General features: G+C 56.1%; 20 protein-coding genes and 3 pseudogenes. 11 read left to right on the top strand and 12 right to left on the bottom strand.

The features are described from left to right. The first annotated feature begins 50 nt into the window (after nucleotides 1-50). From HDC32_RS00615 to HDC32_RS00650, 8 genes and pseudogenes are all read left to right on the top strand, one after another. Complete coding sequence (locus tag HDC32_RS00615) at nucleotides 51-3,509, top strand: host specificity protein J (protein WP_184742088.1); 3,459 nt, start codon at nucleotides 51-53, stop codon at nucleotides 3,507-3,509. 1,077 nt (nucleotides 3,510-4,586) lie between these two features. Then, nucleotides 4,587-5,318: a phage tail protein gene (locus HDC32_RS31915; RefSeq protein WP_260403563.1), complete on the top strand. Its 732-nt coding sequence runs from the start codon at nucleotides 4,587-4,589 to the stop codon at nucleotides 5,316-5,318. After that, complete coding sequence (locus HDC32_RS00625) at nucleotides 5,315-5,677, top strand: hypothetical protein (protein ID WP_184742089.1); 363 nt, start codon at nucleotides 5,315-5,317, stop codon at nucleotides 5,675-5,677. The genes HDC32_RS31915 and HDC32_RS00625 overlap by 4 nt, the downstream gene beginning before the upstream one ends. Continuing rightward, the gene (locus tag HDC32_RS00630; RefSeq protein WP_184742090.1) at nucleotides 5,670-5,879 is read left to right on the top strand and encodes a hypothetical protein; all 210 of its coding nucleotides are present in this window, start codon (nucleotides 5,670-5,672) and stop codon (nucleotides 5,877-5,879) included. Before HDC32_RS00625 ends, HDC32_RS00630 begins: the two co-directional genes overlap by 8 nt. Before the next feature lie 59 nt (nucleotides 5,880-5,938). Next, nucleotides 5,939-6,472 carry a glycoside hydrolase family 19 protein gene (locus HDC32_RS00635; protein ID WP_184742091.1) on the top strand — a complete coding sequence of 178 codons (534 nt, stop codon included), beginning with the start codon at nucleotides 5,939-5,941 and terminating at the stop codon, nucleotides 6,470-6,472. After that, nucleotides 6,469-6,789, top strand: coding sequence for a DUF6527 family protein (locus HDC32_RS00640; protein ID WP_184742092.1), 321 nt, complete (start codon nucleotides 6,469-6,471; stop codon nucleotides 6,787-6,789). The genes HDC32_RS00635 and HDC32_RS00640 overlap by 4 nt, the downstream gene beginning before the upstream one ends. Continuing rightward, a complete protein-coding gene (locus tag HDC32_RS00645) occupies nucleotides 6,774-7,301 on the top strand; it encodes a lysis system i-spanin subunit Rz (RefSeq protein ID WP_184742093.1) in 528 nt (175 codons plus the stop codon). Before HDC32_RS00640 ends, HDC32_RS00645 begins: the two co-directional genes overlap by 16 nt. Nucleotides 7,302-7,747: 446 nt before the next feature. Continuing rightward, a pseudogene (locus tag HDC32_RS00650) lies at nucleotides 7,748-8,038 on the top strand (lysis protein); the annotation flags it as partial. Here the strand turns inward: HDC32_RS00650 and HDC32_RS00655 are convergent. From HDC32_RS00655 to HDC32_RS32315, 5 genes and pseudogenes are all read right to left on the bottom strand, one after another. After that, entirely contained in the window at nucleotides 8,019-8,372 is a 354-nt protein-coding gene (locus HDC32_RS00655; protein WP_184742094.1) for a hypothetical protein, read from the bottom strand. The pseudogene HDC32_RS00650 and the gene HDC32_RS00655 overlap by 20 nt on opposite strands. An 81-nt stretch (nucleotides 8,373-8,453) precedes the next feature. After that, nucleotides 8,454-8,663, bottom strand: coding sequence for a hypothetical protein (locus HDC32_RS00660; RefSeq protein WP_017528106.1), 210 nt, complete (start codon nucleotides 8,661-8,663; stop codon nucleotides 8,454-8,456). A gap of 674 nt (nucleotides 8,664-9,337) precedes the next feature. Beyond that, nucleotides 9,338-9,721 (bottom strand): hypothetical protein, encoded by a 384-nt coding sequence (locus HDC32_RS00665; RefSeq protein ID WP_184744168.1) that lies wholly within the window; start codon nucleotides 9,719-9,721, stop codon nucleotides 9,338-9,340. Between the two features lie 976 nt (nucleotides 9,722-10,697). Next, the gene (locus HDC32_RS32310; RefSeq protein WP_409438553.1) at nucleotides 10,698-11,579 is read right to left on the bottom strand and encodes a methyl-accepting chemotaxis protein; all 882 of its coding nucleotides are present in this window, start codon (nucleotides 11,577-11,579) and stop codon (nucleotides 10,698-10,700) included. After that, nucleotides 11,553-12,326: pseudogene (locus tag HDC32_RS32315) on the bottom strand (MCP four helix bundle domain-containing protein); the annotation flags it as partial. The pseudogene HDC32_RS32315 and the gene HDC32_RS32310, both read right to left, overlap by 27 nt. 133 nt (nucleotides 12,327-12,459) lie before the next feature. Between HDC32_RS32315 and HDC32_RS00675 the strand changes: the two are divergent. Then, nucleotides 12,460-12,822: pseudogene (locus HDC32_RS00675) on the top strand (hypothetical protein); the annotation flags it as partial. Here HDC32_RS00675 and HDC32_RS00680 read toward each other — a convergent pair. The 6 genes from HDC32_RS00680 to HDC32_RS00705 all read right to left on the bottom strand — a co-directional run bounded on the left by HDC32_RS00680 (nucleotide 12,735) and on the right by HDC32_RS00705 (nucleotide 18,216). Continuing rightward, nucleotides 12,735-13,646, bottom strand: a complete 912-nt coding sequence (locus tag HDC32_RS00680; RefSeq protein WP_184742096.1) for a DMT family transporter — start codon at nucleotides 13,644-13,646, stop codon at nucleotides 12,735-12,737. The pseudogene HDC32_RS00675 and the gene HDC32_RS00680 overlap by 88 nt on opposite strands. A 264-nt stretch (nucleotides 13,647-13,910) precedes the next feature. Then, the gene (locus HDC32_RS00685) at nucleotides 13,911-14,873 is read right to left on the bottom strand and encodes a bifunctional GNAT family N-acetyltransferase/nucleoside diphosphate kinase regulator (protein WP_178116812.1); all 963 of its coding nucleotides are present in this window, start codon (nucleotides 14,871-14,873) and stop codon (nucleotides 13,911-13,913) included. Between the two features lie 463 nt (nucleotides 14,874-15,336). Further along, nucleotides 15,337-15,843 carry a ClbS/DfsB family four-helix bundle protein gene (locus HDC32_RS00690; protein WP_184742097.1) on the bottom strand — a complete coding sequence of 169 codons (507 nt, stop codon included), beginning with the start codon at nucleotides 15,841-15,843 and terminating at the stop codon, nucleotides 15,337-15,339. A gap of 99 nt (nucleotides 15,844-15,942) precedes the next feature. Continuing rightward, nucleotides 15,943-16,269, bottom strand: coding sequence for a DUF2388 domain-containing protein (locus HDC32_RS00695; protein ID WP_184742098.1), 327 nt, complete (start codon nucleotides 16,267-16,269; stop codon nucleotides 15,943-15,945). A gap of 71 nt (nucleotides 16,270-16,340) precedes the next feature. After that, nucleotides 16,341-16,928 (bottom strand): hypothetical protein, encoded by a 588-nt coding sequence (locus HDC32_RS00700; protein ID WP_131696480.1) that lies wholly within the window; start codon nucleotides 16,926-16,928, stop codon nucleotides 16,341-16,343. Between the two features lie 49 nt (nucleotides 16,929-16,977). Next, complete coding sequence (locus HDC32_RS00705) at nucleotides 16,978-18,216, bottom strand: MFS transporter (RefSeq protein WP_145338632.1); 1,239 nt, start codon at nucleotides 18,214-18,216, stop codon at nucleotides 16,978-16,980. Nucleotides 18,217-18,371: 155 nt separating this feature from the next. Here HDC32_RS00705 and HDC32_RS00710 point away from each other — a divergent pair, with 155 nt between their 5' ends. After that, a complete protein-coding gene (locus tag HDC32_RS00710; RefSeq protein ID WP_145338633.1) occupies nucleotides 18,372-19,184 on the top strand; it encodes a bifunctional 2-polyprenyl-6-hydroxyphenol methylase/3-demethylubiquinol 3-O-methyltransferase UbiG in 813 nt (270 codons plus the stop codon). A gap of 137 nt (nucleotides 19,185-19,321) precedes the next feature. Here the strand turns inward: HDC32_RS00710 and HDC32_RS00715 are convergent, their stop codons facing one another. Further along, the gene (locus HDC32_RS00715) at nucleotides 19,322-19,708 is read right to left on the bottom strand and encodes a TIGR03067 domain-containing protein (protein ID WP_184742099.1); all 387 of its coding nucleotides are present in this window, start codon (nucleotides 19,706-19,708) and stop codon (nucleotides 19,322-19,324) included. Nucleotides 19,709-20,101: 393 nt separating this feature from the next. On the opposite strand from HDC32_RS00715, the gene HDC32_RS00720 reads away from it, so the two are divergent. Next, nucleotides 20,102-21,409: a Wzz/FepE/Etk N-terminal domain-containing protein gene (locus HDC32_RS00720; RefSeq protein WP_145338635.1), complete on the top strand. Its 1,308-nt coding sequence runs from the start codon at nucleotides 20,102-20,104 to the stop codon at nucleotides 21,407-21,409. Nucleotides 21,410-21,498: the final 89 nt, after the last annotated feature.

Genomic DNA, 21,498 nt, shown 5'->3' on the forward strand with positions numbered 1-21,498 from the left:
GAAAAACTGAAGCCGCCCAAGAGGCGGTTTTTTTATGCCTGGAGAAAAGCATGGGCGCAGCACGCAAGATCGATGTTTATGGCGCCAAGGGCGGTTCCGAGAAGCCTAAAACCCCAACCGAGGCACCAGACAGCCTGCGCTCCGTCGCAATTGCGAAAATGCTTATTGCTGTGGGTGAGGGCGAGTTTGATGGTGCTCCTACCGCCAAGGACATCTTTCTCGACAACACACCTCTGCAAGACCCGCAGGGGAACATGAACTTCCCGAACGTGAAGTGGGAGTGGCGCAGCGGGGCTGTGGACCAGTCCTATATCCAGGGCATCCCATCGGTCGAGAACGAAACAACCATCAGCACCGAGCTGCGCAGCGGAACGCCATGGGTTCGCGCGATCACCAATACACAGCTCTCGGCTGTCCGGGTGCGGTTTGCGTGGCCTGCGCTCCAGTCGGTCGACTCCGGCGGCAACATAAACGGTTACACGATCGGGTATAAGGTCGAGCTGGCAACGGATGGGGGCACGTATCAGGAGGTTTTGAACGAGGCTGTGTCCGGCAAGACCACCAGCCTGTACGAGCGGACCCGCCGCATCAATCTGCCGCGCGCGACCACCGGGTGGCTGCTGCGCATCACTCGACTGACGGCCAACCAGAACAACAACAAAATTTCGGACACCATGCAGATTGCGGGCTTCACCGAGGTGATCGACGCCAAGATCCGGTACCCGAACACCGCGCTGCTTTACATCGAGTTTTCTGCTGAGCAATTCCGCAGCATCCCCGCCGTGACGATCGAGTGTGATGGTCGGAAATGGCAGGTGCCAAGCAACTACGACACCAGGTCGCGCACCTACACGGGTGTCTGGGACGGAACCTTTAAGGAAGCCTGGACCGACAACCCTGTTTGGCACACTTACGGCATCACCACGAACGACCGCTTCGGCCTGGGCCGCCGCATCAAGCCGTGGATGGTGGACAAGTGGGAGCTGTACCGCATCTCGCAGTATTGCGACCAACTGGTGCCGAACGGGAAGGGTGGCCAGGAGCCGCGGTTCATCTGCAACCTGAATCTGCAGAGCAAGGCTGATGCCTGGTCTCTGCTGCGTGACATCTCCACCATCTACAGGGGTATGACTTACTGGGCCCAGGGACAGGTGTTCACCCTCGCGGATATGCCGCGCGCTACCGACTTCGACTTCGCCTACACCCGGGCGAACGTCATCGATGGAAAGTTCACTTACTCCAGTGCGTCGGAGCGCACGCGCTACACGCGGGCGTTGATCAGCTACGACAACCCGCTGAACAACTACGACACCGATGTCACAGCTGTGACCGATGCCAAGCTGCAGCGGCGCTATGGCGACAACCCGCTGGAGATCAGCGCAATCGGCTGCACCCGCGAATCCGAGGCCCAGCGCCGCGGTAAGTGGGCACTGCTCACCAACTCCAAGGACCGCGCCGTCACTTTCAAGGTCGGCCTCGATGGGCGCATTCCGCTCCCGGGCTACGTGATCCCGATCGCGGACGAATTGCTGGCGGGTCGGCCGGTGGGCGGGCGCATCTCGGCTGTGAACGGCAAGGTCATCACCCTGGACCGAGATACCCAGGCCAAGCCCGGCGACCGGCTGATCCTCAACCTGCCAGACGGCAAGTGTGAGGGCCGCACCGTGCAGCTGGTCAGTGGCCGGCAGATCACCGTGACCGTGGCTTATTCCGTGCCGCCGGAGCGTGAACTGGTGTGGGCGCTGGATGCTGACGACCTGGCCATCCCGCTGTATCGCGTGGTCAGCGTGGCGCGGCCGGAGCCTGGCGTGTTTGAAATCTCGGCTGTGCAGTACGACCCGAGCAAGTTCGATCACATCGACACAGGCGCTCGGCTGGAAGAGCGGCCGATCAGTGTTGTGCCTATCACCGTCGTTCCGGCGCCGGCAAGCGTCACGCTCACATCGAGCTACGCCGTGAACCAAGGCATCGCCATCAGCACCATGAACATCTCGTGGCCGGCCGTGGCTGGTGCTGTCGCCTATGACGTGGAGTGGCGCAAGGACAGCGGCAACTGGATCAAGGTGCAGCGCACAGGCTCGACGAGCGTGGACGTCACCGGCATTTACTCGGGCGCCTACCTGGCCCGTGTACGATCGGTGAGCGCGTTCGAGATCTCGTCGATCTGGAAAAGCTCGAACCTGACCAATCTGGAAGGGAAGGTCGGCCTACCGCCGGCGGTTTCGTCCCTGACCACCACCAGCGAACTGTTCGGTATCGGTATCAAGTGGGGCTTCCCTGCTGGCGCCGAGGACACCCAGCGCACCGAGCTGTGGTATGGCCCTGCAAACAACCTGACGGCGGCGACCAAACTGGCGGACCTGGCATATCCGCAACACGATTACCGTATGCAGTCGCTTCTGGCTGGCGCCACGCTGTTCTTCTGGGCTCGCCTGGTGGACCGTACCGGCAACGTCGGGCCGTTCTATCCGGTGGTCAACGGCGTGATGGGCCAGGCCAGTTCGGATGCAAGTCCGGTGCTGGAATTGCTGACTGGGAAAGTGACCAAGACCCAATTAGGTCAGGACCTGATCAGCGAACTGGATGGTTTGCAGGATCAGATCGACAGTCTTGATGGTCTGGGCGGTTATGTCTCTACGCAGATCTACCTGAAAGGGCAGATGGTGGTGGAGGCGGACCGCATCTACCAGGCCAAACAGAACGTCCCGGTGAATAACCCGCCGCCCAACGCTACTTATTGGTTGGACGTAGGGCAGTCGGTGGAGACGGCCAACGGACTGGCGCAGCAGGTCACCACCAACACGACCAACATCACCAAGCTCGATGGAGTAGTTACCGCCCAGGCCAGCACCACCAACTCTCTGCGGGCGTCGGCGCGTGACGACAGTGGCAGCGGCGCGAAGGCTGATGCGCTCAAGGGCTGGGCCAGCACCGCCGCCATCGTTCAGGAGAGCAAGGTTAGGGCAACTGCCATTGAGGCAGAGGCGACCAAGACCACGCAGTTGCAGGCGACAGTCGGCCAGAACACCGCTGCGATTCAGGAGACCTCTTCGGCGCTGGCCAACACCAATGGCCAATTGTCGACGCTCTGGTCGGTGAAGATGGAAACCACGGCCGGCGGCCAGAAGTACGCCGCGGCGTTTGGCCTGGGCCTGCAGGTCGATCCTTCCGGAGTGTCGTCTCAGTTCGTGGTCAGGGCTGACACATTCATGTTGTTGAACCTGACGAACGGCGCGCCGGTATCTCCGTTCTCAGTATCTGGCGGGCAGACGTTCATAAACTCCGCATTTATCCAGGACGGAACCATTACCAACGCTAAGATTGGTGATTACATCCAGTCAAACAACTATGTTTCCGGGGTTTCTGGTTGGAAGTTGTTCTTCGATGGAACATTCGAGATCAATAGTTCGCTGGGGCCTGGCCAGGCAAGGCAAGTTATCAACAGTAACGGCGGTAGCGTTTTCGACGAAAACAACCAGATTCGTTACCAGTGGGGGAAGCTTCCATAATGCCTTACGGAGCAAGAGTGTGGGGGCCGACCGGCCTCCTTGAATTAGATGAGAACTCATTCACTGTCGGCGTTACCTACTCGGAGATAGTTCAGTCAAGCGGGCAAACCGTTAGAACTAGATTTATATCTATTGCTGGTGTTGATCCATCAACGCATTCAGCAGTCTGCGTCCCCGTCGGACGGTATGACACGACGGCACAAAATCGCTCGGCTATTCAATACATACCTATAGTTAACGCGGGTGGAGTAACTGTCTACTACGGAAATCCCGACACCAACACTGGGCCACTCGGAACTAGCCCTCAGAGGCTGCTGGTAATGAGGTACAGATAAATGGGTTACGGGATAAAGTTCACAAATAACTCAAATACAGTAACGCTGGACTCAGAGTTTTCTCGTCTTGTCGTATTGGAGAAAGGGAGTTGGAATGGTACCGGATCCGGGGTATCTGTTCAGTTTGCAAAGCCGGTTACCACGGCTGAGCCACCGCTTATATTTGTTAGGCCTGGACTGTCGACTACCCTTTGCTTCTGCACAGTGCAAGGGTCATCCGGCTACTGGACGGGATTCTCGTTCAGGGGCATCGTCGGGCAAGCAACCTATGGAAACTGGTTCATCGGTGCTTTCAAGGCTGAGCCAACTGCAACGTATGGTTTCAGGTTGTGGGATGCAGCAGGAAAGCTACTTTTCGACAGCGGAACGCCATGCGCTCAATTCACTCGAAGCATAAGTAGATGGAGCTACCTCGGCTCCTCTAGCGATCCGCAAGGGCAAACTGTCCTTAGATGGACGGCCCAGTCGCCTCTTTCTGGTGGCGATTATATGCTTTTAAATAATGTGGCTATGGATATAGCAGGCGGCACGTCAAGGCAAGGTAACTTATATGCGATATGGGAATACCAAAACGATCGACTTGTAATGCGAGCAGTTGGCGTTGATTTAAGGATTGCATTTTTTGTGACTATTGTTTTTGCTAAGCCAGTATCTTAGTTGGTTAATACTGGCTTTTTGCTGTGAGCTTGCATTGTTCTATTACTATTCGGAGAATTATATGGTTTGGCAAAGAGCCGGAACAGTGTCTGTTCAAAACGGCAGCACGACAGTTACAGGGGCGGGCGTGGATTTCGCTGCGTCCTCCAGGGTAGGGGATTCGTTCATCGGCCCTGATGGCGCAAGCTATGAGGTGGTCAACGTAGCAAGCGATACGGTGATCTCGATCCTGCCTGCCTACAAAGGCGCAACAGTCAGCGGTGCGGCCTATGCCATTATGCCTGTGCAGGGCTACGACAAAATGCTGTCTGATGCCTTCAATTCTCTAAATAATCAGTTTGGGCCGAAGCTTGCAGCTCTCGGCACAACTGGTAACTACGAGACGCTGCCTGTTGCCAAAGGTGGTACAGGAGGAAATACGCAAGCTTCGGCTAGGGCGGCTTTGGGAGTTGATGTTACTTTAGCTTCCGCGATTCTTGATCCGGCTAGCGGCGGGTTAATGTCATCTTCCGTAGTCAGCGGATTTACAATAGTTAAATTTGCTAACGGTATAATGTGCATGATGGTCGCTTTGCCCGATACCGCACAGATAGCAGCCAATGGAAGCTTAAATAGCTCGGTCACAATTCCAAGCGGGTTTATTTCAGCAGCTGCTATATATCCGCAAGTTATTGCAACGGGCGCTACGACAGTAGACCACTACGGAGTGGGTAACTACTATGTTGCTAACTCAACCTCTTTTAACTTCGGTATAAAAAATGGGGCAACGGCCCAAGCCTTTCAGGTTAGGGCGATAGTCTGGGGGCGCTGGAAATGAAAATTAAACTTTGGGCGGATTTGGTTGATTGGCCGCTGGTAGCTACGGTTTCTGGCGATGTGATTACAATTAACGGAGAGTCCATCGACCTGTCTGGCATTCACGATGGCTACCGGCTGCCCGGTAGCGCAGTCGGAAACAAGTTCTTTGTTGAAACCGAGTATGTAGAGCGGATCGGTAAGACATTGCACTTTACCTTGCGCCTACCGGTCCACTGGGATAGCCCGGAAGAGTACCGCAGCCCGTCCGAGCCTATTATTATTGATGTCCATAGCGGGCCTGTGAAGTTCCCCGTTACTACACCCTTGGCATCACCGCCCGCTCTATTGCCCGAAGTACAGGAGAACCAAAATGGTTGACCTGAGCAAGCTTGAACTGATCAAAACTGAGCAGGATATGGCTGACTTGAACAGCTTGGGCCAGGCGCGCGCCTACTTGAAGGAAACCAACTGGCACGCCTTCGCACTGATCGAGGAAGGTACACCCATACCGGAAGACATCAAGTCCGCACGCAGTGAAGCCAGGGCTACCATCTCAAGGCTTTCTCGGCCCAAAACCTAACGTCCCTCAGAGCACAGTAACCCGCAAATGAGCGGGTATTTTTTTGCCTGGAGAAAAGCATGCCGATCACTGAGCCCCAGTTACTGCAGATACTCCCGAACGCCGGCCGCCAAGCCGGCGTTTTTGTTCCTGCCCTCAACACAGCCATGAACCGTTACGGCATTGTCGGTTCACTCCGGGCTGCCGCTTTCATAGCCCAGATTGGGCACGAGTCGGGACAGCTGCGCTACGTTCGCGAGATCTGGGGCCCCACCGAACAACAGGCCGGTTACGAGGGCCGTGCCGACCTGGGCAACACTGTGCCGGGCGATGGCTCCAAGTACAGAGGCCGGGGCCTTATCCAGATCACTGGACGGGCGAACTATGCCGCGTGCGGGGAGGCGCTGGGCCTGGACCTCATCAGCAAGCCTGAACTGTTGGAGCTGCCACAGAACGCGGCGATATCGGCGGCCTGGTTCTGGTCTACCAAGGGCCTGAACGCGCTGGCTGACCAGGGCGAGTACGTGAAGATCACCAGGCGTATCAACGGTGGGATCAATGGACTGGCAGACCGCCAAGCGCTGTACGACAAGGCGCTGGAGGTGCTGGCGTGAGCGAAATAAAAACGATCTCCCGCGTCCTGGGCCAGGCGGCCGACGGCTCGCTGTGGTTCTTCTGCAATGGCTGCGATCTTCCGCATAGCCTGAATGTTGGAACTGGCCCTGGCCCAAGCTGGGGCTACAACGGTAATGCCGAGGCGCCAACTTTCACGCCTTCTGTGCTATCGCGCTATGGGATGCATGGAAAGGATGTGGTCTGCCACTCATTCGTCACCGATGGTCGAATCCAGTACCTGGACGACTGCACGCATGCTCTGGCTGGTCAAACTGTCGATCTGCCGAATTGGGAGGAGTCATGGGCGAATTGGTAGCGCAGTACAAGGTCGCGCTGATCCTATTTTCGTGCCTGCTGCTGATCGGCATTGGTGCTGCCGGCGCCTGGCAGGTGCAGGAATGGCGGATGGGCAAGCAGCTCGCCGAGCAGGCGGGCCTGTACAAGGATGACCTGTCGTTGATCGGTGCCGCCGCCGCCAAGCAGGCACGAGACGAAACCGAAAAGCGCCTGGCCCTGGAGCAAAAGCTCGCCGGCCAAGACCAACAACACACCAAGGAATTATCCGATGCCCAGCGCAACCAGGCTCGCCTACGTGATCAGCTTGCTACTGCTGATGTCCGGCTGTCAGTCCTCCTCGAGGATCCAGCCAGTGGCTGCAACGTGCCTGCCTCCACCGGCGCCGCCGGCGTGGTTTATGCAGCCCGTCGAGCCCAACTTGACCCAGCGCATGCTCAACGAATTATCGCCATCACCGATACCGGCGACCAAGGACTGATCGCGCTGCGGGCCTGCCAGGCGTACGTCATGGCAATCGTTCCTCAGCGTTAAGAGTCAATCAACAACCCAGATCGTTGCCATGGAAATCAAAGAGAACAATGAGCCAAGGATAAAGGTGAGCTGGCCCACTGTCGAACAGGATGAGGCCAAATTTTCCTTATAAAACCTCTTTATATGGGAGTCAGCCAATCCGCACTCTCTAAAAAATTTGGCTTCCTTAAACAATTTCGCCGCTACAAGAAAAATTGAGATTAGAAGCGCTATTTTGAAAGAAAGGATAAGCCCGATTGTGTACATACGACGTTCCATTCGTTTTATTTAACCAGGCGCACAATCTGTAGTGCGTGTCATCATTCCGTCATGATATCAGACGGAGTTAGCCTTACGCACTATGTGGTCTTATTAGGATTCAATCAGGGCGTAGACCGCGATCTGGTCCGAAGATGTCCTGAGTTTGTGTTCATCGGCAGGATGCCGGGGAGGGTGGTTTGCTGTCTAAGAACCAACAACACATCAAGGAATCATCCGATGCCCAGCGCAACCAGGCTCTCCTGCGTGACCGTCTTGTTACCGATGGTGTCCGGCTGTCAGTCCTTCTCGCCGAGGATCCAACCAGAGGCTGCAACGTGCCTGCCACCCCCGGCGCCGTCGGCGTGGTTCATGCAGCCCGTCGAGCCCAACTTGACCCAGCGCATGCTCAACGAATTATCACCATCACCGACGACGGGGATAACGCCGTGATCGCGCTGCGGGCGTGCCAGGCTTACGTCATGGCTGTGGCTCGGTAATCTTCTTCAGCTCTGCCAGCAATCGTTGATTCTCCCTGAGAAGGTAGTCGCGCTGTTCGGCCACGAGCTTGATGCTGAGTATGCTGGGTGGTGATCCGGCCTGCTTCAATTCTTCGAGCTCCTGCCGCGCAACCTTCAGTGCTTCCTCTGCGCATGCCTTGCCGGTGGCCAGCACGTCGTTCATCTGAACCAAGCCGGCGATGTTCAGCCTCGATTTGCGCAGTAGCGCCTGGGTCTCCGTGAGTTCGTCCTCGAGCAGCGCGCACTGGTGCTTGTACATTTCCAGCGGCGTCGGGCATCCGAGCCACTTGCAGGTGTCTTCATCGATGTTCATGGTGGTGCGCTCAAATACTGTATGTGTATACAGTAATCGAGGTTTGCCGGTTGGGCGATTTGAGGCGACGAGCTGTAGGATTTACTCCGGCGCCATGAGCACTGCCAGGGTAAGTTTTATGAACTCTTCGTTCTCGTCGATGGTGTGCAGAGCGCCCCGGATATTCTCGGCTACATCTGCGGAGCCGCGCTGCTCGACCCAATTCGACAACTCCATGATGGAGGCTTCCAGGGCCAGCTGGTTTTCGTAGAGTTTGGAGAGTAGGGACGGGAGTAGGTCTGTATTCGGCATGTCTGTTCCTCCTTGGGGTGAACAGCTTAGCAGCGGGCTTAATCTTGGGATTTGATTTAGTCGGCAGGACGCCGCGAGGGGGGGGTATGCAGTTTCGGCATGGGATAAAATTTTCCCGTTGGGACCAGTCTTGGGACCAACGGGTGCATTTCGGTGCTTTATTGCTGATTACTTATGACGACTTGGCTCAGTAAACACTGATCAACAGTAATCATCAGAATGCGTTTCATACCGCATGGTGATGTTAGCTGTGGAGATCAATTACTTTACCTATCAATGGGTTGCGAGCGTGGCGGCAGGAGCCTTCAGGCATGCATCAACAGCGACATCAAGGCGCGAAACCCGGTCGCTGAGCAAAAAATGGGGGATGTGTGTTGGAATTTGGCGCGCATTGTCGCATATGTGAGGCGACAGTTGTATGGCGGCCGACGAGGGATATTCAGCGCTCTGAATGTGGCAAGCCATTGCTGGTGCAGGTCGGATGCCTGCTTGACGTACTCCGAGCTCGTTGGCGGCGGGAAAATGGAAGGTGTTTCCAGCACCTGACCTTTGCTTTTTTTCCGGCGCTCAGCTTATTTCCCTGGCGAATAGAGGGCTTGCAGGGGGCTATCATTCAACAAAACGAAGCGCTCAATAAATCGTATTGGGCCAGTGATCGTGCTCGTACATCTTCGCTATCTGGTCTGCTTATTCCAGCGTGAAGGGGTCAACCTCCTTTTTGTTGCGATTGGGTAGGGGGGCGTTTCACTGCGCCGGCTGCCGTTCCACATAAAGCGGATGCGGATCGATCCGTCGTTGAGTTGTTCTGCTGCTGACATGTGTGGTCCTGGCCGCGCGTGGTGGCGGAGAGTAGCCCACCGGTTTCCGGCAGGCTTATTCAGAGGGGAAAGGGCTACATCAAGGAGGCAACATGCCCCTGCGGTTTGCTGCCGCATATCCTGTCGCGTTTTAAGATTGATGAAGCCCAGCCGAAGCAATGGCGCGCCGGTGATGACCAGTTTTGTGACTGTCGAGCGCTCGACCTTTAGCGGCGCGGCGATGTGGTTTTCTGTAGGCATGAGGAGTCCTTTCCGGGCCATGCCCGGCGGTGGAGTAGATTGATTTGAACTGCTGATTCCATCAGGTGCCGAAACAGCTACCACCCAGAGGACATAGCGATGACTAAAGAAAAGAAGAAAGAGCCCGAGCAGGAAACCCCGGCGCACTCCACCGAGGAAGAGCGCGAACGCTTGAAGGACTTCAACAAGGACGGAATTCCGCCTGGTTCAAGCTGATCGTCAAGCAGCGCGTGATTGGCGCTGTTCTGTTCGCCGTGCCGTCCTGACCTGGGCCATTCCTCAGGTTGCCGGTGCCGAGGGCAAGCGCTCCGCTGCGGTGCTGCCGGCTGCCTGTTACGACATCACCAATTGGGATAATGATGGCAAGCCGGAGTCGACCCGGTACTGGTGGCGCTCAGGGATCCGCAAGACATTGGATGACCAAGTGAACGAGGCGCTCACTGCCGCTCAGGAACTGCTCGACGCAGAGGGATTAATCGAAGGTTGCGCGGCGTAGCAAAAAGCCGTTGCAACGAGTGAGAAAGTGAGAGAAAGATTTATCCATCCTGTCAATCTTGCGCATAAGGGATTGATATTAGAGAGCCTCGTCACTGGACGGTTTTTTTTCGTCCGCTCGTCGAGGCAGAAGCACTTTCTGTCTAATTAATCCCTCCCAGTTATACGCGCAACCCCGCGCTACAGACAGGAGATGATTTATGGTGGATGACAATAATGGTCCTGCAGCGGCATATCCGGGACCAAAAGAGGAAGTGCCTGAGACGGGCGAAGGTCATGACTCCGGTCTTGAGCAAGCTGAGTCCGAGCCCAAGCAGGGTACTGGTGAGAGTCCAGAGGATTGGAATCCGCCGCCTGGAAACCCAGGATCGGATCAGGACGCTCAGAATGATCGCAGCAACGGCGGCGCTAAGTAGTCTTCAGCGGTTAAAAGTTAAAACACAGAGCCCGGCCATCGGCGGGGCTTTTTGTGTCCGATTAGCTATAGGCGAAATTGGTTAACCATTCGGTTCAGTTCAGCCGCCAGCTTCGACAGTTCCGAACTGGCTAACGCGGTCTGGTTTGATCCTTCAGAGGCCTGGCTCGACAAATCGCGGATACTGACCAGGCTTCGATCCACTTCCCGGGCTACTTGAGCTTGCTCCTCGGATGCTGTGGCAATCAGCACGTTGCGTTCCGTGATGTCGTCAATGGTTTCGGTAATTTCCACCAATGCCGAGCCAGCGCCACGCGCTGTGTCGAGTGTTTTTTGTGCTTGGATGTTGGTATTGCTCATTGCAGAAACGGCGGCTCCAGTGCCTTTCTGAATGGACGTGATCATCTGTTCGATCTCGCTGGTTGAAGTTTGCGTTCTATGCGCGAGCGCTCGGACTTCATCGGCTACCACAGCGAATCCGCGGCCTGCTTCTCCTGCCCGGGCGGCTTCGATTGCAGCGTTGAGTGCAAGCAAATTAGTCTGTTCGGCGATGGCCCTGATGACGTCCAGAACCTTACTGATGTCGGTAGCCATCACCGCGAGTCCTTGAACCTCATTGGATGCGTCTCCCACGCTTGAGACCATCAGGCTAATCGCTTCGACGGTTTCATCCACCCGTGCGCGGCCGGCTACAGCCGCCGAATTGGAGCGTGTAGCGGCCTCAGATGCCGCAGAGGCATTTCGGGCGACTTCTTCAACTGCAGCGCTCATCTCGGTAACAGCCGTAGCGGCCATTTCCACCTCGTGGCTCTGTTGCTGCATGTCGGTATTCGCGTTTTCAGTTACGGCATGCATTTCCTCGGATGTTGATGCCAGCTGGCTGGATGAGTCGGATATCGACAGAAGCGTGGTTCGCAAGTTGGCCTGCATCGCTTTCAACGCCTGCATCAGCCGCGCTACTTCGTCGGTGCCTTGCACATCGATCACTTCGCTAAGGTCGTTTTTCGCAATCCGCTCAGCGATGGCCAATGACCGATTCACCGGGGTGGTGAGGCTTCGGGTGTACATGAAAGCAAGGACGATCGCAGCCAGCGTACTCACCAAAATGAAACCGCCGACGATCAGTTTGCTTTGTTCATAAATACGCGTTGCATCTTTGCCAGCATTCATTGCTTTATTGTTATTGAGTTCGGTCAGGTTCTGAAGAACGGTGTTTACGCCATCCGCCTCAAACTTCATTACCTCGCTGGACAGCTTGACTGCATCCTCGAATTTTCCGGCACCTGTAAGGGCCAAATATTGCTCCTGAACGACCTCATACGTGCTGTAATCTTTCGCCAATTCCCCGATAAGCTGTTTGCCCTTAGCCGTTACGATGAGCGGTTGGAGTTTCTGAATAAGATCCTTAAAACTTCCGCGCGATGTTTGGACCTCTACAAGCGCTTGAGCTCTGCGCTCGGCAGGCTCAATAGGGTTACGCAATCTCGAATTATTATTTCGAATGCTTAAAAACTCGCGGTCCATCTTGGCGAGTATCGAAATGCTGGGCACCACGTTGTTTTCTACAAACTTTTCAGCGTCGTTCAAGCTTGATGCCTGGATGAGAGCTACCACTCCCAACCCAATAATCATCGAGCAAAAAAAACCAAAGCTAAGTGCGGAGCGTGGGGCGATATTGAGTTTGCGCAGAATCATACTGATACCTCTTCATGATCCCATTCTATCGGCAGCAAACTGAGCAGCAGCCCGTTCATCGCTGCTACGCATTCTATTGCTACGAGTACGACGGCATTTGCACCTGTTTCTAGCGTCTGCATATGCAGACGCTTTTCTTTGCCGGTTCCTTTCGACGGACGCGACCGACCGAGCCATGGACAGCGCCGATATCGGCACGTTGAAGCGCCTGAACGGACTGCTGAACCAGGAACGCGCAGCCAGTAAAGAGGCCGAGTCCCGCGCCGATCAGTTCGCCAAGGAACGCAACGACCTTGCCGCCGCAGTAGGCCGCATGGAAGGAAAAATCGAAGCCCTCACCAGTCAGGTGGGCCAGCTCACCGAGCGCGTCACAGAGCAGAGCGAAGAGATTCACCGCCTGTTGTTGGATCAATCCGAAGCTGGTGAGGGTTCTTGCTTCGGCTTGCTCTTGCTGAGAACGAACCACACAGCTAAACAGATGAGCCCGCCGCCGTAGAAATGCGCGGCCGAAAGATGTTCATCAAGGAACATCACACCCCACAGAACGCCGAAGGGAGGGATTAGGAAGGTTACGGTCAGCGAACGCACCGGCCCGATATCCGCGATCAAGCGGAAGTACAGAATGTACGCACACGCAGTGCAGATGAAACCCAGCGCAACCAGTGCTATCCATACCTCTGGGTTACCCCAGCTCGCCGGTGGGTTTATTGCGGTTGAGATTCCGAAAAACGGAACGAGAAACAGCGTCGCGCCAATCTGACTACCAAAAGCTACGAGTTTCGCGTCAAGCCCACCCTTGTCAGCTACCCATCGTTTAGTCAGAAATCCTGCTGCACCATAGCAACTGGTGGCGACTAAACATGCCAACGCGCCCATGACCACGTTCATTGAAAGTGTGACGGGGCCGGTGCTGGTCAGCAACGTAATGCCCATAAGCCCGATCAAAACGCCGACACCTTTTTTCAGTGTCAACGAATCGCTGAAACACATCCAACCGATCAAGACGCCCATCATCGGTGTGGTCGCATTGAAAATTGCTGAATAGCCGGCAGGTAACAGCAGTGCCGCCACGCTATACATCAAAAATGGGATGCCCGAATTGATAACGCCCAATACCATGATCTGCTGCAGCTTGCCTTTGAAGTCGACTTTGGTTTTTAAAATGGCAAGAATGACGGCCAAGCCAATAGCACCCAACAACACGCGAAAAAATGCAGTCGGCAATGCGCCCAAAACAGGAGCCGAGATGCGCATGAAGAGGAAGCTGGCGCCCCAGATCGCCGCCAGAGCAAGTAGTCGAACATAATCGGATAATTTCATGGGCTGCCTTCAGCGCTGTTCGTTAACTCAAAAATGACTCGAGGATTGCATAGCTAATGCCGCGCAATCCAAGAATTTATTGGAGTGGTTAAGGGGAAAAGGCCAGCTATACGGAAGCCATGGTGGACTTCTCTAAGTTTGGAGTCTCATCGTAAGAATCTTCGAAATGTGCTCGCACTCCGATTCTTGCTGCCGAAAATGTATGTGCGTTTGGGCATCACGCCTTTCGGCGTCTGATGGATGAGTACTGAGCCAAAGGCGCAGTTATAGGTGGAAATCGCCCGCAGCCTCCGGCTGGTAAAGCACTTTCTTGATCTCAATCCGGCGGGTCCGATCAGAAATTCGCCAGTCGATGGCATCTCCCTCCTGATAGCCAAGGATGGCGGCGCCTATATCAGAAGACACGGAATGCTTCCCTGCATTGCTGTCCGCGTCTTCAGGGTAGACCAACGCCACTTCGAGCTCTTCGTCGTCCAGTTGCAGCAAAGCCCTAGAGTTCATCGTGATGACATTGCACGCCACCTGCTGCGGCTTGACGACAATGGCTCGTTCAAGCTCATGTTCGAGCTCAACAACCGCCGAGCCTTGCTCTAACGCGATTAGACCGTAGAGCCTGGCCTTGTCGATTTCAGTGATGTAGATCCTACTGGAGTCGCCACCGGCTCCTTCGCGTAAGAACTGGAGATAGCGTTCCTCCGTCATGGACAATGATTTCAATGTCGGCGTTTCGCTCTCAAGCATAAAGCCGCTGCGCAAAAAGGCTTTTAGCGAGCGCGAATTGTCCGGGTGAATCTTGGCGATGAGCTTCTCGGCCCGCATGTCGAGGAAAGCCAGTTTCATGCCTTCGCGGATCGTGCGGGCGCCTAGGTTTCGGCCCCATTTGTCGCTGTCTCCGATGACCAGGACTATCTCGCAATTTGAGCCGGTCTTGACCAGACGGACAAAGCCCACCGGGGCGTCATGCCGGTCATAGGCCATAAAGAATCTGCCGCCCCGGTTGAATAGATGGGTCAGGATCGGCAACTGAGTTCGATCAATGGCTTGCTCGATGGAGCGGGAGACATGACGCGAATCGCTCAGGTAGCAGGTGACGCGCTCATCCTCTAACCAATTCATTAATGTCAGCGCATGCGCCCGAGTAATTTCAGGGCAGAGCGAAATGAAAGGCCTGTTCATCTTAACCACTCTTATTTGTAAAGGATGGAAGGCCTTCATGGATATGAACATGGCGGCTCTTCGGCAACCGGTCATTTTAAGATATACCGCGAGTAATGGCGAACAGCCTAGAGAGTTTGAAGAAACCATCGTTTTGGCGAGCCCATGCCCAAACCAGTTAAGCGCTCAAGCCTCGATGAAGCCGACTACATTCGGAATGATCAGCGCTGTATCGTTCTGTCCCTCTCTTCCGTAATGCAGTGGATGCTGAACGGCACCACGCATAGCGAGATGCCTAATTTTGGGGTGCAACTTCATACCAACTGGTGTTCTGATCGCCGCATAAAGCCGACGCTGCTTTGCAGGTCGGATGCCTGCTTGACGTACTCCGAGCTCGTTGCCGGCGGGAAAATGAAAGGTGTTTCCAGAACGTTGCTTTCGCTTTTTCCGGCGATCCGTGTGTTTCCTGGCGAATCTCAACGCATGCGTGGCGGGATCGTTGATTGCGTCGCGCCGAACAACCGCGGCTGCATTTTCAGCCTTGCACCTTCAGCCACGCACGAATGCGCGTTCGGGCATTGGCGTAAGGAGACGAAGTATTGAACTGAATCATGCGGCCCTTGGGCCATTTTCCGTACCAGGCGCTGCCATAGAGTTCATCGTCTGACCTTGCCGTGATCGTCGCCGCGAGCCGTGTTTTTGCTTCTACCAGGCGGGCAATCAGTTTGTGCCATTCGAGTGCGTTGTGATCTGCATAAAACTTCTGCGCCAGCAGGCCGAGCTGGTTCCATTTGAAGCCGATCTCAGGAAACTCAACCGGTTCACCCCGGTCGTCGCGGTCCAGCCATTTCAGGACCAACTCGTTCCATCCAATCAGGTAGGCCACAAGATCGGCCGGACTCATGGTGGTACCGTCGACATGACCCTTCAGTGTGGCTTCACGCGCACGATCAGGCGCAACCTTGGCCAGATCGCTCATCAGCGTGTTGAAGGTCGTCGTAATGGCCGCAAGCAATTCTGCCTTGGAGGCTGGAACAGCCATGAGTTCCTCCTTCTATCTGCTCTTACGACTGGTACGGAGGGTATGGAAAACTCAGGTTTCCCGAAGCGTTGAGATCAGTCTCGACGAGGCCCACCGCGCTCAGTAAGTGGTTGCGATCGCCTGGGCGAGCTGCATGTCGGTCATGGGGCGCGTGTGAGGGGCCGAGCGGTAGTGTAGAGATGCCTGCTCAAACTGAGCGCCGCGAATTTCGCCCTCGGAGCCAATGAATGCAAGGGCATCATCCTTCGCTTTTTTCATTATTGAGGGCGAGTAGACCGTAAATGCCGTGGTCCCGCCGAGGATAATGGTCGGGAACAGGGTGGTGGCGCTCAGCGCTCTCTCGACCGGATTCTCCACATACCATGCCATAGCGTTGGTGCTGATCGATGCCATGAGGGCGATTGCCAGCGTCTTCCATGAATTCATTCTTCGATGCTTCCATTGCGGTCGAAGGACGCACGATAACAGAGTCGGCTGAGCGCCAGAAACTCGGCCCGTCAGCAATTAAACACAGGCGCATAACGCTCTTCGCGTTTCTTGAAATGAATCGGGGCCATAGGGACTTTTTCACCGTTGACGAATATGTCCGGGAAGGTGAGCGTGAAATCATCCATATCGCCTTGACCCAACGCTGTTCCTTTGAACCCGTCGTGGAATGTTTTCCTGGGGTCGAAACCGGTTTTGAGTTGTTCAATGGTGACAGGATAACTTTGCCCATTAGCCAGCGTGACCGTGACAACGGGCGATGCCGCGCTGACCCAAAGCGCCGGGGCGGGCTGTTTGACGGCTGCTGTGCGCTGCACCGAGGTATTAGATGGGTAGAGCCGCCCGAACAGGCGCAGTTCAGCTGCGGTTGAGCGCTGGTTGCCCGGCCAACTGGAGGTGCCGGGTGGCGCCACATAGACCAGCACATGAACCCAGTTGAGTGCTTCTGACAGCGGGGCATAGCTCATCGCCGCTTTCGGGCCGGGGCAGGTGCGCGAAAGCAGGGCGTTGCTGCCCACCGTCGACTCCGGATGCAGATAGGGCCCCGTGCTGCATCCTGCAAGCAGAAGCAATAGCGGATACAGGATGTTTTTCTTCATAGGGGCAACTCCATTTGCTGTTTGGGTTCGGCGCACAGTATCGCTTATATCAGGCGGCAGATGCGTGGGGCGCGAAGATGGGCTTCGCCAGCGTCTCCGGCATCGCCAGCCATAACAGCGCCAACGCGACGAAAGCCACACCGGCCAGGGTGAGGAATGCTGCGTTGTAGCCCGCCTGTTGCACCACGAACCCGGCCAAGCTGCTGCTCAGTGCCGCGCCCAGGCCAAATACCGTGGACAGCGCGCCCAGGCTGACGTTGAAACGCCCGGTGCCCTGGGTCAGGTCCTTGACGATCACCGGGAACAGCGCGCCGAAAATCCCCGCGCCGATACCGTCGAGCATTTGCACAGCCACCAGCCAATAGGGATCGCTGGACAGGGTATAGAGCACACCACGCAGCGGCAGAATCATGAAGCCGAACAGCAGCAGCGGTTTGCGCCCCCACACGTCGGCCTTGCTGCCCACCAGCCAGGCCATCGGCACCATCACCAATTGTGCGGCGACAATACACGCCGAGGTCAGCGGTGTGGCCATCTGCAGGTTGATCTGCGAGAGCTTCTGGCTGACCAGCGGCAGCATGGCTGCATTGGCCAAATGGAACAGGGCGCAACAGATGGCGAACAGCAACAGCGGGCGGTTCGCCAGCAGCACCTTAAGCCCGGACGGCTGCTCGTGATCGGCTGCGTGGGCGGGGTCGAAGCCCCGCGCAACCTCATGGTCGATAGCCTTGGCCGAGACACAACTGACCGCGACGACACTGGCCACCGCCATAAAGGCCATCAGGTAGAACACCACCACGGGCCCAAACAGATACGCGAGGCCACCGGCGAGCAGTGCAGCCACAGCGTTGCCGGCATGGTTGAAGGTTTCATTGCGCCCGGTGCGGCGGGTAAAGGCACGTGGTCCGGTAATGCCCAGGGAAATCGCGGAGATGGCCGGAGCGAACACCGAGGCGGCCACGGCGCTGGCCGCCTGGGTCAAGGCAACGAGGCTGAATGAACTGACGAAGGGCAGCAGCAGGCAACTGCCCGTCACCAGCAGGGCGGCAATGGCAATCACTGCGCGTTTGCTGTGCGTGCGGTCGATCAGTGCGCCCGCCGGGCCCTGGGTGATCAGTGCGGCGATACCCGCCAGGGTCATGACCACGCCGATACTGGCGGGGTCCCACTTGTGCACCGCCAGCAGGTAGATGGCCAGGTACGGGCCAAGGCCGTCGCGCACATCCGCCAGGAAAAAATTCAGGCTGTCCAGGGACAGGGTATTACGCAGGTCGGAGGCTCTGGCCATGGCGCAGTCTTCGGAAGGGGCGTTCAACGGCTGAACACTCGATGGGCTAATGACCTGTGCGCTCCACATTAAGTTTCGCCCGCTCCCCCGGGGTTTTAATCCTCGCCCACTTGGCTTATTTTCTGATCCCCCCTGTAAGAATATCTGGAGACGCAATGGACATGCCCTCAGCTCAACAAGCGATTGCCTGCAACAAGGACGCCTGGGACCAATCCGCCGACCTGCACAAAACCACCGAGACCTGGAGCGCACTGCTTGGCGGGGTCCGCGACCCCGGTTTTTCGTGCCTGGACCCCACCATTACCGGTTTGTTGCAGGACATCGGTGTCGCCGGCAAGGACGTGGTGCAACTGTGCTGCAACAACGGTCGCGAAAGCCTGTCGCTGTTCGCCCTGGGCGCGCGCTCGGTCGTTGGCGTCGATCAGTCCAAGGCGTTTCTCCAGCAGGCGCGTGAGCTTGCCGATGTGTCGCCGCATGCTCCTGAATTCATCGAGAGCGACATCCATCACCTGCCGCAACGCTTGCACGCGCGCTTCGATATCGCCCTGGTGACCATCGGTGTACTCGGCTGGATGCCTGATGTGGCGTTGTTCATGCGCCATGTCGCCAGCACGCTGAAGCCCGGCGGTACGCTGGTGATGTATGAAACTCATCCGTTCCTGGAGGTGTTCGATCCCAAGGCGCAAAACCCGCTGCTGCCTGCCAGTTCATATTTCCAGCGTGAGCCTTTTGTGTTGCAGGAGTCGATTGTCTACGAAGGCCAGGGCGACGTGGCTGGACCGACCTCCTATTGGTATGTGCACACCTTGGGGGATGTCGTGAGCGCAGCGATTGGCGCCGACTTGCAGATCAGCCATCTGCAGGAGTACGCCCACTCCAACCGTGAAGAGCTGTACGACCAGTACGAGCACCAACCTGCTCAGTTGCCCTTGTGCTTTACCCTGACTGCCACCCGGCAGCGAGTCTGAGTGGGATTGTCCAGACAAAAAAAAGCCCGCGAGGAGAGGCGGGCCAAGGGATTCACTGGAGTAGGTAGGTTTCACCCTATAAGACTGGAAGTGAAGGCTTTGTGAAAACGTTGTCGCAAATTCGGATGGCGTACGGCTCAGGAGCTCCGTATGAAACTGCGCATGGTTTGGCCTGCGCTCGTCTTGAATGAGAGGGGCCTGGGCATACCTTCATCCGCGGCAATGAACACAAATGTATTGCCTTCGAGGCGATAGCTGGCGGGCAAGTGCTTGCCGGCGTCATCGCCGATGGCGTCCACCCAGGTGATGCTCTTGGGAACGGTAGAGCTGTCCAGGAAAAATCGGCCAGCCAACAACACCTCGCCACTGACGGTCTTGACCTCGAAACGGTCGCCGGCAATCGTGGTAATTGCACCTGGAGCGCTGTGGGCATCTACGGGATTGAGCACGCCACTGTCTTCGAGTGAGGTTTGCTCCCAGGTGCCTTGAAGGGCTAGAACATCCGGGTCTGAAAGGGATGACATAAAAATTCCTTTTGCTGAAAAATTAGTTTCCGGTCGTTCTGAACAAAGCGGTGTTTTCTTTATCTAAAGCGAAAGTTTATGTAGGAACTATCCTATTTTTTATTTTTTTGTAATTTTGCGTTTACCGGCAGGCAATTTGCGTTACTTTGCCTGCCTGTCGGGTAACGTCTCGTAACGAATCGTCTTTACTCAAGGTGGGTGCCACATACAACAGTCGTGTAACCGAAATGAAACCTCCCGCTGCTTAAGTGTGAGGGTTAAGTTAAATGGATGGCCTTTTGATGGCGTAGTGCCGCATTCGTGGTATGCCGGGAAGCTGCCCCCTGTTTATTCGTTGTTAGTCCGATCTGTGTGTTTGGGCGCCGGATTCCAACTCATCAGAGTGTACGAACTTTGAACAATACCCCCCTGCGTCATCAACATTTGGTATCGGACGAAATTGATCTCCTCGAACTGTTTCACGGAATATGGAAGCAAAAAAAACTGGTAATCGGTTGCACGATTCTGGCGGGTATTCTGGGGGTAGGCTATGCGTTTCTTGCACCCAGGGTTTACCAGGTCAGCAGTGTGCTACGGCCAGCGGCGATCAATGAGTTGGATGCTCTTAACCGTTCCGAAGTCTACAGGTTGCCGCCAGCCGAGGCCTTGGCCAAGGTCGGTGCGCAGTTGGACTCCTATGAGGTCCGGCTGGGTTTTTTCAGGGCTAATCCTGCACTGTTCGAAGCCTTCCAACGCCCAGGGCAAAGCCTGGAGCAGAGCTTTGAAGCGTTCAACCAGAACTCCATCAACCTGGTGATGCCTGATCCGAAGAGGCCCGATGAGGCCAGTTCCTATCTGCGCCTGGAAATGCAGTACCCCAAGGGAATTGACGGCGCGGCCATTCTCAACGGCTTCGTCGACTACGCCATTGCGCAGGAGCGCAACCAGGTGGCGTCCGACCTCAAGGTGATCGTTAATAACCGCCTTAACGAACTCAAGGGCAAGATCGATGCTGCGCGTACCAACTACGAGGCGGATAAAGCGGCGAAGACCGCCATGTTGCTGGAGGCTGACGAAGTCAAACGCGCTAGCTTGCAGGACGAGCTCAAGGCCTTGCGGTTGCAGATGAAAATGGAACGCACCAACCGCTTGGCCGAACTGGCCGAGGCGATCTCGATTGCCAAGTCCATTGGCATCAAGAACCCCACCACTCCCTCTGCCCTGGATCGGAATGGACCTCGTGGCTCGAACCAGGTGACGAGTATTGTCTTGACCAATCAGCCGATTCCTTTGTATTTCATGGGCACCGAAGTGCTGGAGGCGGAAAGGGCTGCGCTGCAACAGCGTACCAACGATGATTTCACCAACAGCAGGGTGGCCGAGATCGGCAAGGAACTTCGCATGCTCGACGTCAACCGCGAAGTCGAAATACTCAACGGCCGCAAGAACGAAGATATGTTCCTGCAGGACGTAGAGCCCCTGCGGGCGGAAGAGGCTCGGTTGCGCGGACTGAATATCGACATGAGCATGCTGAAACTGGTCACCGTGGATCGCCAGGCACTGGAACCGCTGAGTCCGATAAAGCCAAGGGTGGGCGCGATCATCGCAATCAGTTTCGTGGGCGGGCTGGTGCTGGGAATATTCTTGGCATTAATTCGACATTTTGTGCAAGCACGGCGTAACCGTGCCGTGTTCGACGATCGCCGGTCGCCACACCAATAGGTCGGGCTGAATACGGAGTGGGGTAGTTGCACGGTCGGCCGCAGAGGCGCCAGCCCAGCACCTTCAGTAGACAGGTTTTCACAATTCTT

This window comes from Pseudomonas sp. JAI120 (genome assembly GCF_014207255.1).
In the GTDB taxonomy this organism is placed as follows: domain Bacteria; phylum Pseudomonadota; class Gammaproteobacteria; order Pseudomonadales; family Pseudomonadaceae; genus Aquipseudomonas.